At 63.9% G+C, this 13,382-nt stretch carries 11 protein-coding genes and 3 tRNA genes; 2 read left to right on the top strand and 12 right to left on the bottom strand.

Annotation, left to right across the window (positions count from 1 at the left end; all coding sequences use genetic code 11):
- Positions 1-165: 165 nt before the first annotated feature.
- From rpoB to tuf, 9 genes are all read right to left on the bottom strand, one after another.
- Positions 166-4,305 (bottom strand): DNA-directed RNA polymerase subunit beta, encoded by a 4,140-nt coding sequence (gene rpoB / locus ACXAGF_RS08285; protein ID WP_475016022.1) that lies wholly within the window; start codon positions 4,303-4,305, stop codon positions 166-168.
- A gap of 258 nt (positions 4,306-4,563) precedes the next feature.
- Entirely contained in the window at positions 4,564-4,944 is a 381-nt protein-coding gene (rplL, locus tag ACXAGF_RS08280; RefSeq protein ID WP_475016020.1) for a 50S ribosomal protein L7/L12, read from the bottom strand.
- A 60-nt stretch (positions 4,945-5,004) separates the two neighbouring features.
- Positions 5,005-5,523 carry a 50S ribosomal protein L10 gene (rplJ, locus tag ACXAGF_RS08275; protein ID WP_475016018.1) on the bottom strand — a complete coding sequence of 173 codons (519 nt, stop codon included), beginning with the start codon at positions 5,521-5,523 and terminating at the stop codon, positions 5,005-5,007.
- 345 nt (positions 5,524-5,868) lie between these two features.
- The gene (gene rplA, locus ACXAGF_RS08270; protein WP_475016016.1) at positions 5,869-6,567 is read right to left on the bottom strand and encodes a 50S ribosomal protein L1; all 699 of its coding nucleotides are present in this window, start codon (positions 6,565-6,567) and stop codon (positions 5,869-5,871) included.
- 4 nt (positions 6,568-6,571) lie between these two features.
- Entirely contained in the window at positions 6,572-7,000 is a 429-nt protein-coding gene (rplK, locus tag ACXAGF_RS08265; protein WP_475016014.1) for a 50S ribosomal protein L11, read from the bottom strand.
- A 215-nt stretch (positions 7,001-7,215) separates the two neighbouring features.
- The gene (gene nusG, locus ACXAGF_RS08260; protein ID WP_475016012.1) at positions 7,216-7,746 is read right to left on the bottom strand and encodes a transcription termination/antitermination protein NusG; all 531 of its coding nucleotides are present in this window, start codon (positions 7,744-7,746) and stop codon (positions 7,216-7,218) included.
- A gap of 16 nt (positions 7,747-7,762) precedes the next feature.
- Positions 7,763-7,963, bottom strand: coding sequence for a preprotein translocase subunit SecE (secE, locus tag ACXAGF_RS08255; protein WP_475016010.1), 201 nt, complete (start codon positions 7,961-7,963; stop codon positions 7,763-7,765).
- Positions 7,964-8,148: 185 nt separating this feature from the next.
- A tRNA-Trp gene (locus ACXAGF_RS08250) sits at positions 8,149-8,224 on the bottom strand.
- Between the two features lie 546 nt (positions 8,225-8,770).
- On the bottom strand, positions 8,771-9,946 hold the full coding sequence (gene tuf / locus ACXAGF_RS08245) for an elongation factor Tu (RefSeq protein ID WP_475016008.1): 1,176 nt from the start codon (positions 9,944-9,946) through the stop codon (positions 8,771-8,773).
- A 506-nt stretch (positions 9,947-10,452) separates the two neighbouring features.
- On the opposite strand from tuf, the gene ACXAGF_RS08240 reads away from it, so the two are divergent.
- Positions 10,453-11,232 carry a hypothetical protein gene (locus tag ACXAGF_RS08240; protein WP_475016006.1) on the top strand — a complete coding sequence of 260 codons (780 nt, stop codon included), beginning with the start codon at positions 10,453-10,455 and terminating at the stop codon, positions 11,230-11,232.
- Between the two features lie 504 nt (positions 11,233-11,736).
- Here ACXAGF_RS08240 and ACXAGF_RS08235 read toward each other — a convergent pair.
- Both ACXAGF_RS08235 and ACXAGF_RS08230 read right to left on the bottom strand, forming a co-directional pair.
- A tRNA-Gly gene (locus ACXAGF_RS08235) sits at positions 11,737-11,810 on the bottom strand.
- A gap of 24 nt (positions 11,811-11,834) precedes the next feature.
- Positions 11,835-11,919, bottom strand: a tRNA-Tyr gene (locus ACXAGF_RS08230).
- 216 nt (positions 11,920-12,135) lie between these two features.
- On the opposite strand from ACXAGF_RS08230, the gene ACXAGF_RS08225 reads away from it, so the two are divergent.
- A complete protein-coding gene (locus tag ACXAGF_RS08225) occupies positions 12,136-13,011 on the top strand; it encodes a TrmH family RNA methyltransferase (protein WP_475016005.1) in 876 nt (291 codons plus the stop codon).
- Between the two features lie 31 nt (positions 13,012-13,042).
- On the opposite strand, the gene ACXAGF_RS08220 is transcribed toward ACXAGF_RS08225, so the two are convergent.
- Positions 13,043-13,306 (bottom strand): hypothetical protein, encoded by a 264-nt coding sequence (locus ACXAGF_RS08220; protein ID WP_475016004.1) that lies wholly within the window; start codon positions 13,304-13,306, stop codon positions 13,043-13,045.
- Positions 13,307-13,382: the final 76 nt, after the last annotated feature.

Genomic DNA, 13,382 nt, shown 5'->3' with positions numbered 1-13,382 from the left:
GCGGGCCCGAGGCCCTCAGCTTAGCGTGCGAATGCGGCGATACCCGGCTGCCGCAATGTCCGCTTCAAACGGAAAGTGCCGCCTCTCCAAGAAGCGGCGAAGCCCCCGCTGCCGTGCGGCGAAGCGGGAGCGGTGCGCGCCGCACGGCAGCGCGCACCCTGATGCTTACTCGGCGGCGTGCGGCAGCTGGGCCTCGCCGGTCGGCTCGACCTTCGAGTTCTCCAGCTCGACCGACAGACCCAGCGACCGCATTTCCTTGACGAGAACGTTGAAGCTCTCGGGAATGCCGGCCTCGAAGGTGTCGTCGCCGCGGACGATGGCCTCGTACACCTTCGTACGGCCGGCGACGTCGTCCGACTTCACCGTCAGCATTTCCTGCAGGGTGTAGGCGGCGCCGTAGGCTTCCAGGGCCCAGACCTCCATTTCGCCGAAGCGCTGACCGCCGAACTGCGCCTTGCCGCCCAGCGGCTGCTGGGTCACAAGCGAGTACGGGCCGATCGAGCGGGCGTGGATCTTGTCGTCGACGAGGTGGTTCAGCTTCAGCATGTAGATGTAGCCGACGGTCACCTGGCGGTCGAACTGCTCGCCGGTACGCCCGTCATAGAGCGTCGACTGGCCGCTGACCTTCAGCCCCGCCTTCTCCAGCATGTCGTTGACGTCCTTTTCGACGGCGCCGTCGAAGACCGGCGTCGCGATCGACACGCCCCGGCGGGTCTGTTCCGCCAGCCGGACGATGGATTCGTCGTCATACTGCTTGATCGGCTCGCCCTTCGGACCTGCTCCGATGACGCTGTCGATCGTCTCGCGCAGCGGCTTGATCTCGCCACCCGCCTTGTAGGCGTCCAGCATCTCGCCGATCTGCTTGCCCATGCCGGCGCAAGCCCAGCCGAGATGCGTCTCGAGGATCTGCCCGACGTTCATGCGCGAGGGCACGCCAAGCGGGTTCAGCACGATGTCGACATGCGTGCCGTCCTCGAGGAACGGCATGTCCTCGACCGGAACGATGCGCGACACGACGCCCTTGTTGCCGTGACGGCCGGCCATCTTGTCGCCCGGCTGGATCTTGCGCTTCACGGCGACGAAGACCTTGACCATCTTCATGACGCCCGGAGGCATCTCGTCGCCGCGCTGGACCTTCTCGACCTTGTCCATGAAGCGCTGCTCGAGCCGCGACTTGGACTCGTCGTACTGGCCGCGCAGCGCCTCGATCTCGCCCTGCGCCTTCTCGTCCTCGACGGCGAACATCCACCACTGCGAACGCGGATATTCGGAGATGACGGCGTTGGAGAGTTCGGTGCCCTTCTTGAAGCCCTTCGGACCTGCAACGGCGGCATGGCCCCGCAGCATGTCGATCAGACGGCCATAGACGTTGCGGTCGAGGATCGCCTGCTCGTCGTCACGGTCCTTGGCCAGACGCTCGATCTCCTCGCGCTCGATCGCCATCGCGCGCTCGTCCTTCTCCACGCCGTGGCGGTTGAAGACGCGCACTTCGACGACGGTGCCGAAGGTGCCCGGCGGCATGCGCATCGAGGTGTCACGCACGTCGGACGCCTTCTCGCCGAAGATGGCGCGCAGCAGCTTCTCTTCCGGCGTCATCGGGCTCTCGCCCTTCGGCGTGATCTTGCCGACGAGAATGTCGCCCGGCTGGACCTCGGCGCCGATGTAGACGATGCCGGCCTCGTCGAGGTTCTTCAGCGCTTCTTCCGAGACGTTCGGAATGTCGCGCGTGATTTCCTCCGGACCGAGCTTGGTGTCACGCGCCATCACCTCGAATTCCTCGATGTGGATGGAAGTGAACACGTCGTCGCGAACGATCCGCTCGGACAGCAGGATCGAGTCTTCGTAGTTGTAGCCGTTCCAGGGCATGAACGCGACGAGCGCGTTGCGGCCCAGCGCCAGGTCGCCGAGGTCCGTCGACGGGCCGTCGGCGATGATGTCGCCCTTGTTGAGGACGTCGCCCACGGTCACCAGCGGACGCTGGTTGACGCAGGTGTTCTGGTTGGAACGCTGGAACTTCTGCAGCCGGTAGATATCGACGCCGGACTTCGACGGGTCGAGGTCCTCGGTGGCGCGAATGACGATACGGGTCGCGTCGACCTGGTCGACGACACCGCCGCGGCGGGCCGCGATGGCCGCACCGGAGTCGCGGGCGACGACCGGTTCCATGCCGGTGCCGACGAACGGCGCCTCAGCCCGCAGCAGGGGCACGGCCTGACGCTGCATGTTCGAACCCATGAGCGCGCGGTTGGCGTCGTCGTTCTCGAGGAACGGGATCAGCGCGGCCGCGACCGAAACGAGCTGCTTCGGCGAAACGTCCATCAGGTTGATCTGGTCGCGCGGGGCGAGCATGACTTCGCCGGCATGGCGGCAGACGACGAACTCTTCTTCGAACTCGTTGTCGGCATTCAGAACCGAGTTGGCCTGCGCGACGTGGTACTTGGCCTCTTCCATCGCCGACAGGTAGACGACGTCGGTCGTGACCTTGCCGTCGACGATCTTGCGGTACGGGCTCTCGATGAAGCCGTACTTGTTGACGCGGGCAAAGGTCGCAAGCGAGTTGATCAGACCGATGTTCGGGCCTTCCGGCGTTTCGATCGGGCAGATGCGGCCGTAGTGGGTCGGGTGAACGTCGCGGACTTCGAAGCCGGCGCGCTCGCGCGTCAGACCACCCGGGCCAAGCGCCGACAGACGGCGCTTGTGGGTGATTTCCGACAGCGGGTTGACCTGGTCCATGAACTGCGACAGCTGCGAGGAACCGAAGAACTCGCGCACGGCGGCAGCCGCCGGCTTGGCGTTGATCAGGTCCTGCGGCATGACCGTGTCGATCTCGATCGAGGACATGCGCTCCTTGATGGCGCGCTCCATGCGCAACAGACCCAGGCGATACTGGTTCTCCATCAGCTCGCCGACCGAGCGGACGCGGCGGTTGCCGAGGTTGTCGATGTCGTCGATCTCGCCCTTGCCGTCACGCAGCTCGACCAGCATCTTGACCACCGCGAGGATGTCCTCCTTGCGCAGCACGCGCACGGTGTCGGCAACGTCGAGGTCGAGGCGCATGTTCATCTTCACGCGGCCCACGGCCGACAGATCGTAGCGCTCGGGGTCGAAGAACAGCGACTGGAACATCGCCTCGGCCGACTCCATCGTCGGCGGCTCGCCCGGACGCATGACGCGGTAGATGTCGAACAGCGCGTCCTGGCGGTTCTCGTTCTTGTCGACGGCCAGGGTGTTGCGGATGTAGGCACCGACATTGATATGGTCGATGTCGAGCACCGGGATCTCGGTGAAGCCCGCGGACAGGATGATCGGCAGGGTCTTCTCGTCGATCTCGTCGCCGGCCTCGAGGTAGATCTCGCCGGTGCTGTAGTTGACGACGTCTTCGGCAAGGTAGTTGCCGTAGAGGTCCTCGTCGGTCGCCTTCAGCGCCTTCAGCCCCTTCTCGACGAGCTGCTTGAGCAGGCGCGGGGTCAGCTTCTTGCCGGCCTCGACCACGACCTCGCCGCTGTCGGCGTCGACCATGTCGGCAACGGCCTTCAGGCCCTTCAGCGATTCCGGGTGGAACGGCACGCGCCAGCCTTCGCCGTCGCGCTGGTAGACCGACTGGGTGTAGAAGGTCGACAGGATCTCCTCGCCGTCCATGCCGAGCGCCATCAGGAGCGACGTCGCCGGGATCTTGCGGCGGCGGTCGATGCGGGCATGCACGATGTCCTTGGCGTCGAACTCGATGTCGAGCCAGGAGCCGCGATAGGGGATCACGCGGGCGGCGAACAGCAGCTTGCCGGAAGAATGGCTCTTGCCCTTGTCATGGTCGAAGAACACCCCCGGGGAGCGGTGCATCTGCGAGACGATGACGCGTTCGGTGCCGTTGACGATGAAGGTGCCGTTGTCAGTCATGAGCGGCATGTCGCCCATGTAGACGTTCTGTTCCTTGATGTCCTTGATCGACTTGGCGCCGGTGTCCTCGTCAATATCGAACACGATGAGGCGGAGCGTCACCTTCAGCGGCGCCGCGTAGGTCAGGTCGCGCTGGCGGCATTCCTCGACGTCGAACTTCGGCGGCTCGAATTCGTAGGAGACGAACTCCAGCATCGAAGCGCCGGAGAAATCGGTGATCGGGAAAACCGACTTGAAGACGGCCTGAAGGCCCTCGTCCGGACGACCGCCGGCGGGCTCTTCGACCATCAGAAACTGATCATAGGACGCCTTCTGGACCTCGATGAGGTTCGGCATCTCTGCGACTTCGGGAATTTTTCCAAAAAACTTGCGTACGCGCCTGCGACCGTTAAACGAAAGGGTCTGAGCCATCGTCGCTCCTTCAAATCTGTGCATCCGGGCCTGCAACGGACGGGGTTCGCTGGCCAGTCGATCCCGTCGATCATGGGTATTTCAATCTCGTCCTGTCTTCCCAACGCGCCGGCCGGATTGCCTTTCGGTCAGGTGCAGGACCATCCTCTTGAAGAACCCATTACCCAAAAGCCGTTTTGACGGGCTTTTGGGTAATCGGTTCGGCAGCAGCCTCGACGGGAGAGGGCCTTGCGGCCCTCCCCCATCGCGGTCTCGATATTACTTGACGTCGACCTTGGCGCCGGCTTCCTCAAGCTTCTTCTTGAGGTCAGCGGCTTCAGCCTTGGAAACGCCTTCCTTGATCGGCTTCGGAGCGCCTTCGACGAGGTCCTTGGCTTCCTTGAGGCCGAGGCCGGTGATGGCGCGGACTTCCTTGATGACGTTGATCTTGTTCGCGCCGGCATCCGCGAGGATGACGTCGAACTCGGTCTTTTCTTCTTCAGCGGCGGCAGCTGCGCCTGCACCGCCGGCAGCGGCAGCAACAGCTACCGGAGCAGCAGCCGAAACGCCCCACTTCTCTTCGAGAAGCTTCGAAAGCTCAGCGGCTTCCAGGACGGTCAGCGAGGAGAGGTCTTCAACGATCTTTGCGAGATCAGCCATTTTGATAGTTCCTTTTGTTCGGTTCGAACTGGGTTGATTGATTTACAGCGAAAAACCGCCTCAAGCGGCTTCGTCCTTCTTGGCGTAGGCTGCGAACACGCGGGCAAGCTGGCTTGCCGGTGCTGCAACGACCGTGGCGACGCGGGTGGCCGGGGCATTCAGCAGGCCCAGCAGCTTTCCGCGCAGCTCGTCCAACGACGGCAGGGTCGCAAGCGACTTGACTGCATCGGCGTCGAGCGTGGTCGAGCCCATGGCACCGCCGAGGACAACGAGCTTGTCGTTGGTCTTGGCGAAGTCCATGGCAACCTTCGGAGCCGTCATCGGGTCATTGGCGTATGCAATGAGCGTCTGACCCTGGAAGAGATCTGTCATCCCTTCCGACTCCGTTCCCTGAAGGGCGATCTTGGCCAGGCGGTTCTTCGCGACTTTGACGGTTCCGCCGGCAGCGCGCATCTTCGTACGAAGATCGTTCATCTGCGCAACGGTGATACCGGCATAGCGGGCCACGACAACCGAACCGGAAGCCTTGAAGACTTCGTTCAGCTCCGTGACGAATTCGCGTTTTTCCGCTCTTTCCACTGCCTATCTCCAGTTGACGGGGCTACGGACATCCGCAGACCCCATCGGGTTTGCCTTTTGCCGCCAGGGATCAACTCGCGAAGATCCCGAGCGACGCTCGAGGATCCTGTCCCCTCGCGCTCGGCCATGCGGCCGGGGCACAAGGCAAGGTAGGTTCGAACCGAACTTGTTCCGCGTATCACTACGGGGTCGAAATCCAGGTCTTACCCGTCTCATGCAGGCAAAGTGATTAAGGTCCAACCACCTGCAATCTCGGACAGGAGTTCCGGGTTTCCCCGGAAATTCCCGGCCAGACATGACCGGGAATTCTTGCTCTGCGCCAGGCCGGAGCCGGGCGCGAAAAAATCAGGCCGCGGTCAGCGTCGACGGGTCGACCTTGACGCCCGGGCCCATGGTCGAGGAGATCGCCACGCGCTTGACGTAGTTGCCCTTCGCACCGGCCGGCTTGGCCTTGATGACGGCGTCGGCGAAGGCCTTGATGTTCTCTTCGAGCGCCTTGGCGTCGAACGAAGCCTTGCCGATGCCGGCGTGAACGATGCCGGCCTTCTCGACGCGGAACTCGACGGCGCCGCCCTTGGATGCCTTGACGGCACCGGTGACGTCCATCGTGACCGTGCCGACCTTCGGGTTCGGCATCATGCCGCGCGGGCCGAGCACCTTACCGAGGCGGCCGACGAGCGGCATCATGTCCGGGGTGGCGATGCAGCGATCGAAGTCGATCTTGCCGCCCTGGACGATTTCCAGCAGGTCTTCGGCGCCGACGATATCGGCACCGGCAGCCTTGGCTTCGTCAGCCTTGGCGCCACGGGCGAATACGGCAACGCGGACCGAACGGCCGGTGCCGTTCGGCAGGTTGACGACGCCACGGACCATCTGGTCGGCGTGACGCGGGTCGACACCGAGGTTCATCGCCACTTCAACGGTCTCGTCGAACTTGGCAACGGCCCGTTCCTTGACCAGCGAGACGGCGTCCGTCAGGCCGTAGACCTTGGTCGGATCGACGCCTTCACGAATTTTCTGGATACGCTTTGCAATCTTCGCCATGGTCTCAGCCCACCACTTCCAGGCCCATGGAGCGAGCCGAGCCCGCGACCATTGCCATTGCGCCTTCTACGTCGGCAGCATTCAGGTCCTTCATCTTGGCCTCGGCGATCTTGCGGACCTGGGCCTCGGTGATGGTGCCTGCCTTTGCCTTGCCCGGGGTCTTGGAGCCCGACTTCAGGCCTGCTTCCTTCTTGAGGAAGTAGCTGACCGGCGGCTGCTTCATGACGAAGGTGAAGGACTTGTCCTGGTAGTAGGTGATGACGACCGGGATCGGCATACCCTTTTCCATTTCCTGCGTGGCGGCGTTGAACGCCTTGCAGAATTCCATGATGTTAATGCCACGCTGACCAAGCGCAGGGCCGATCGGCGGGGACGGATTTGCCGAACCTGCCGAGACCTGCAGCTTGAGCTGGCCTGCAACTTTCTTAGCCATTTCTCTCTGCCTTTACTCTTGTGCGACCGGTCGCCCGGCCATCGGTGCCGCACCCCCGAAGGTGGCGCGACGGCTGCGGTTGCGTGGTGCGGGACATGACGCCCGGCTAAGACGCCCACCCTTCCACGCGGGTTGCGGGAAACTCCCGCGCCGACGCCGTAAGGCGCCGGGATTGAGGGCGCCGCGATCGAGCCAGGCTCCCGCGGCGGCGATGATCAGATTTTCTCGACCTGGCCGTATTCCAGCTCCACAGGGGTGGCGCGACCGAAGATCGAAACCTCCACCTTCAGGCGCGAACGCTCCTCGTCGACATCCTGCACGACGCCATTGAACGAGGCGAACGGACCGTCGGACACACGCACCTGCTCGCCGATCTCGAACGAAATCGACGGCTTTGGCCGATCGACCCCTTCCTGGACCTGCCCCAGAATCCGCTCCGCCTCGTAGTCCGGAATCGGCACCGGCTTGTTGTCGGAACCGAGGAAGCCCGTGACCTTCGGCGTGTTCTTGATGAGGTGATACGCCTCATCGGTCAGGTTGGCGCGAACAAGGACGTAGCCCGGGAAGAACTTGCGCTCGGCATCGACCTTGCGGCCGCGACGCACTTCCACGACCTTCTCGGTCGGCACCAGAATCTTCTCGAAAAGATGCTCGAGCCCCTTCTGGCGGGCCTTCTCCTCGATCGATTCGGCCACCTTCTTCTCGAAATTCGAATAGGCGTGAACGATGTACCAACGCGAAGCCATGCTCATCTCCACCCGATTACGCGCCGACGTTCAGGATCAGGCCGATGAGCCAACCCATGAGCTGGTCCGCCGCGAAAAAGAAGACCGCAGCGAAAAAAACCATGACGAGTACCATTACGGTGGAGATCATCGTCTCGCGCCGCGTCGGCCAAGTCACCTTCGACGCTTCGGAGCGGACCTGCTGCAGAAACGTTATCGGATTCGTCTTGAATGCCATTGAATGCCCACGCCATTACGGCGCGTAAAGCCGAATAATCAGCCCCACGCACCGCGTGTCTGTTTTGCCCTACATAAAGCGCGATTCTTCTTTTCACAAGAGGCAAACGCGCTTTTCACGAAATTGGACGCAAACCGTCCGCCGCCGATCCGCCGCCGCCGCAGTTCACCGCGCAGACGGACGAATGGCAGGGGCAGAGGGGCTCGAACCCCCGACCTGCGGTTTTGGAGACCGCCGCTCTACCAACTGAGCTATACCCCTTTGCGCCTATGCCGCCGGCCGGGCGACCCTTGATCGCGACGAACCGCCATAGGCATGGCGCACCCTTTAAGACGCGACGAACGGATTGGCAAGTGCGATTTTCGACTTTTCCAGCGCGGATGCTGGTGCGGCAGGCTGCCCAAGCCCGAAGCTGCGCGATCCCGCCACCGACGCCCCACAATCCGGTGGAATCATAGGCTTGCGCGCCGCGCTCTACCCGTTGACGGCCACCCATCCGACGGCAGGCACCGCTCCGATCCGAACGGTCGCGGAGGCCACGCCCGACCGCTCCATGAGGCGCCGCGCTTGCCAAAGGCATTGGCCGTGCCGTCGCGCCCCAGGCGCTGCTCCGCCCCGTTCCTGTCCTGAAACGATTGGGACGACGGTGCGGCCGCCCGGGCAATGGGATGGGGCAAGCCCACCCCCTGCCCGCCAGAGCGACGCAGGCAAGCGGCCGTCGGCATCACGCGCGCTGCCTGTGACGCGCCAAGAAAAAAGGCCCCGCGGCGGTGCCGCGGGGCCTTCCGTTGCCGGTTGAACCGACGCTTACTCGACGATCGATGCGACGATGCCGGCGCCGACGGTGCGGCCGCCTTCGCGGATGGCGAAGCGCAGCTTCTCTTCCATCGCGATCGGAACGATCAGCTCGACGTCAACGGTGACGTTGTCGCCCGGCATCACCATTTCCGTGCCTTCCGGCAGCGTGACGATGCCCGTCACGTCGGTGGTGCGGAAATAGAACTGCGGACGGTAGTTGGTGAAGAACGGCGTGTGACGGCCGCCCTCTTCCTTCGTCAGGATGTAGGCCTCGGCCTTGAACTTCTTGTGCGGCTTGACCGAACCCGGCTTGCACAGGACCTGACCGCGCTCGATGCCGTCGCGGTTGACGCCGCGCAGCAGCGCGCCGATGTTGTCGCCGGCCTGGCCCTGGTCGAGCAGCTTGCGGAACATCTCGACGCCCGTGCAGGTCGTCTTCGTGGTCGGACGGATGCCGACGATTTCCAGTTCCTCGCCAACCTTGACGATCCCGCGCTCGACGCGGCCCGTGGCAACCGTGCCGCGGCCCGAGATCGAGAACACGTCCTCGACCGGCATCAGGAACGGCTGGTCGATCGGGCGCTCCGGCGTCGGGATGTAGTCGTCGACGGCGGCCATCAGCTCGCGGATCGCGTCTTCGCCGATCTTCTTGTCGGAGTCTTCGAGAGCGGCCAGCGCCGAGCCCTTGATGATCGGAATGTCGTCGCCCGGGAACTCGTAGGACGACAGCAGTTCGCGCACTTCCAGCTCGACCAGCTCGAGCAGCTCGGCGTCGTCAACCTGGTCGACCTTGTTCAGGAACACAACAATCGCCGGAACGCCAACCTGACGGGCGAGCAGGATGTGCTCGCGGGTCTGCGGCATCGGGCCGTCGGCGGCCGAGCAAACCAGGATCGCGCCGTCCATCTGCGCAGCGCCGGTGATCATGTTCTTGACGTAGTCGGCGTGGCCGGGGCAGTCGACGTGCGCATAGTGACGGTTCGGCGTCTCGTACTCGACGTGCGCCGTCGAGATGGTGATGCCGCGCGCCTTCTCTTCCGGGGCGGCGTCGATCTGGTCATACGCCTTGAACTCGCCGAAGTACTTCGTGATCGCAGCCGTCAGCGACGTCTTGCCATGGTCAACGTGGCCGATCGTGCCGATGTTTACGTGAGGCTTGTTGCGCTCAAACTTACCTTTTGCCATGTTATTCTTCCTGTGAACGAATTGGGCTTAACCGGCCCTCCCGGTTTGGCAGCCGTTTAAGGCTTTCGCAAGGAATGCGCAAGCCTTAAATACGTCGGCGGAGGTTGCATGGACGCCCGCCGCAATCGTGCCGTTGCGCGCCCGATGCCGCTCCATCCTGTTTTCCCGGCAGGACATCTTTTGCGATTAAACTCAGCCAGTTCTCGCGCCTTGCTAGTAAAGCACATCAGGAAGCTGCTGCCGGCCCCGAGGCGCTGACGCTGGGCAGGAGCGGCGCCTTGACCGCGTGCTGACCGCCTCGGTTGTCCGTTTTCGGATTGCGTCTCGTCCCACGTCATGGAAAAACGGCTGCCGATTGCCTGCCCAGGCCACCAGAGGTGTCGATGATTCCATATATGCGCGTTGCATCCGCAATGCAGGGACACGATCGACAGCGACGCCGCACGCTGCTGTCTTTCTTGCTTCCGGGCCAGCGGTCGCTTCGTCCCGGTCCGCTCGGGCACGCCGTGGATCGCCTGCCGCTGCACGCCGTCGCCGCCAGGCTGGGCTTTGCGCAGCGGTTCGACCGGGCCGCGTCGCGGCTGGCTGGCGCCGGGGGCGGCGCCGTATCGCCGCAACAGGCCCTCGCCTATTTCGGTCCGCGGCTTTTCTTCTCCGCCGATCCGAAAAGCCTGACACACCGGCTGGACGAAAAATTCCTCGACGGCGACGAGCGGCGCTGGATCGGCAGGCACTTCCTGGATGCCGGCGACTGGCGCAACATTCTCTCGCATGTCGAGGGTTCGCCGGTGCACCGCGAGATCATCGAGGTCTGCCAGACGCGCGCCGCCTTTCGCGACGGCCCGCAATACGCCCGCCACGCCGAGATGATCCGGCGGGGACGCCCGCCCCGCCGCGGCGGCAAGCCGCTCGACACGATGGACAAGCTCGACGCCTATTTCCGCTACTGCCTCGAACTGGTCGAGAACATCGACCGGACGGGCATCCTGCCACGCGGCCGCTTCCAACGGTCGAACGATACAGGACACCGCCATCGCTCCATCCGCTCCATCTGGCAGGACCTGGTCGAGCGCGACATCGGCGTTGCGATCTGTGCCGACGGCCGCCTGGTTCGCCACACCTCCGGCAAGCACCGGCTGGCGGCTGCGGTCGGCCTGGGCCTCGACTACGTTCCGGTGGAGATCCGCATGGTGCACCTGCACTGGCTTCAGGCGCAGATGCAGCGGCTCGACCTGCCGCCGGCCGCGGCACTCGCGACGGCACTGGAGGAAAAAAGCTTCGGCTGATGCGCGCCCGTCTTGTTCGGCTTTGGGCAGTTCATCGTGCACGGCATTGTCACGCCGCACAGCTGGGCAGATTCTACAGCCCCAGCCTTGCCGCCGTTCTGCTGCTGCATTCCCGATAGGGGACTTTAGCTCTAATGGGCGCAATCCTGTGGCGTCACCGCGCGAGACTGGCTGATCGGCATCGCCCATCTTGCAGCTTTCATGTCCTTTGGCGTCGCCAAATCCGCCTATCCATGAATGGCGGACAGGAACTCGCGTTATCCCTTTGCGGAGAGGAGATGCGCCGCATTGGTATTGATGGCTCTGCCGCATGTCAGAGTGACGCTCGTGGCGACCTTCGGCGCGAAACAGTCTGGGATGCCTGACGGGGCCGTCTTTCTAGAACAGCTCTACCGCAACAATCTGGCGCGCCCAAATGCGCCTGAAGTTCCAACGCCAAATTGATCGGCGAATCACGTCGCTCTCCACGCAGGTGAATGGCTAGCGCATTTATGATGTGAGGGCTGGAGCGGGTAGCGGGAATCGAACCCGCGTATTCAGCTTGGAAGGCTGCTGCTCTACCATTGAGCTATACCCGCGGCCTTCGATCCGTTGCGACAGAATGGTGGAGGGAGCTGGATTTGAACCAGCGTAGGCATAGCCAACGGATTTACAGTCCGTCCCCTTTAACCACTCGGGCATCCCTCCTTATTCCGTCGGGATCTAAGCGACCAAGCATCTGGCAGAGCGAAGCTTGTTCCCGCCGAAGCAAGGCGTCCGTTCGATCTGCGCCGCGTATATGACCGCCCCGTTTCCTCCTGTCAACACGATGCTTCGGAAAAAGTTGGGAAAAATTCGGGCCCGGAAATCGGCCGCCGGCGATCATTGGATTTGCGGTTTTCCCGCGCCCGGCTATAAGGCGGCATGAGCAAGGACGACGACAGCGGCCGCAGCGCCCGCGACACCCATTACGCCAAACTGCGCCGCGCGCACCGCGACCAGCGACGCGAGCGCGGCGAGATCCCCACGCCGGCCGCGGAGCGCCACCGCAAGAAGGCCGAGGGCTGGACGGCACCGGCACTGGCGCCCGACCAGGTCTTCCTCTACGGGCTGCATACCGTGCGCGCCGCGCTCGACAATCCCGAACGCCACATCATCAAACTCTCCGTCACGCAGAACGCCGCACAGCGGCTTGGACTGCCAGATCCCGGCACCCTTCCCTACCCGGTCGCGAGCGTGCTGCCGTCCGATATCGACAAGGTGCTCGGCCCGGAGGCGATCCACCAGGGCGTGATGCTGGAGACGCGCCCGCTACCGGTGCGCAGGCTCGGCGCATTGAAGGAAAGCCCGCTGATCCTGGTGCTCGACCAGGTCACCGACCCGCACAATGTCGGCGCCATCCTGCGCAGCGCCGTCGCTTTCGGGGCCGGGGCGGTAATCACCACGATGCGCCACTCGCCGACCGAGTCGGGCGTCCTTGCCAAATCCGCCTCGGGTGCGCTCGAACTCATCCCCTACATCCAGATCACCAACCTCGCCGACGCGCTGGCGGAACTGCACGCGCTCGGCTTCTTCTCGGTCGGCCTGGATTCGGAAGGACCCGCGCCGTTCGAGGCCACGCTCTCAGGCGACAAGCTGGCGCTCGTCCTCGGCTCCGAGGGCAAGGGACTGCGCCAGAAGACGCGCGCGACCTGCAGCGCACTCGCCCGCCTCGACATGCCTGGCGCGATCAAGTCGCTGAACGTTTCGAACGCGGCGGCCATCGCCCTTTATGCGGCGCGCCAGTACCTGATCCGGTAGAAGCCCTTGCGGGCGGACAAGGGCCGGGACGCTAGATCCGCGCGGGAACGCTCTGCCGCGGCTGGGGACCGGCCGCCTGAGGGCAGCCGTCCTGGAGCTTCTTCCAGTTCGGCACGTTGAGCGCCATCTCGCACCGGGCCAGGTAGGTGCGGCCGTCCACCTTCAGGCAGGCAACGGCGCCCTGCTGATAGCGGCTGCCATCGCGATTGCGGCAGGTACATTCGCCGGCGGCCTCAACCGCCAGCGGCAGGACCAGGAGCGGGCACAGGATCAGAACGCCAAGCAACGAGCGCATCCGCGGTCTCCATGGCTTCTTCCTCATCCATTAAATTCTAGGCCAATTTTCGCCGCTGTCGAGCGTTGCGGGACAA

It is taken from the genome of Mycoplana sp. ABR4_002, from assembly GCF_056159645.1.
The sequence above is the reverse complement of the archived record's forward strand: the minus strand, read 5'-3'. Positions and strand labels throughout refer to the sequence as shown.

What these genes read in the sequence shown, in the direction of transcription:
- rplA (WP_475016016.1), bottom strand. Translation starts at nt 6,567, where the DNA reads ATGGCGAAGATTGCAAAGCGTATCCAGAAAATTCGTGAAGGCGTCGAT.
- rplK (WP_475016014.1), bottom strand. Translation starts at nt 7,000, where the DNA reads ATGGCTAAGAAAGTTGCAGGCCAGCTCAAGCTGCAGGTCTCGGCAGGT.
- nusG (WP_475016012.1), bottom strand. Translation starts at nt 7,746, where the DNA reads ATGGCTTCGCGTTGGTACATCGTTCACGCCTATTCGAATTTCGAGAAG.
- ACXAGF_RS08220 (WP_475016004.1), bottom strand. Translation starts at nt 13,306, where the DNA reads ATGCGCTCGTTGCTTGGCGTTCTGATCCTGTGCCCGCTCCTGGTCCTG.
- rplL (WP_475016020.1), bottom strand. Translation starts at nt 4,944, where the DNA reads ATGGCTGATCTCGCAAAGATCGTTGAAGACCTCTCCTCGCTGACCGTC.
- ACXAGF_RS08225 (WP_475016005.1), top strand. Translation starts at nt 12,136, where the DNA reads ATGAGCAAGGACGACGACAGCGGCCGCAGCGCCCGCGACACCCATTAC.
- rpoB (WP_475016022.1), bottom strand. Translation starts at nt 4,305, where the DNA reads ATGGCTCAGACCCTTTCGTTTAACGGTCGCAGGCGCGTACGCAAGTTT.
- tuf (WP_475016008.1), bottom strand. Translation starts at nt 9,946, where the DNA reads ATGGCAAAAGGTAAGTTTGAGCGCAACAAGCCTCACGTAAACATCGGC.
- secE (WP_475016010.1), bottom strand. Translation starts at nt 7,963, where the DNA reads ATGGCATTCAAGACGAATCCGATAACGTTTCTGCAGCAGGTCCGCTCC.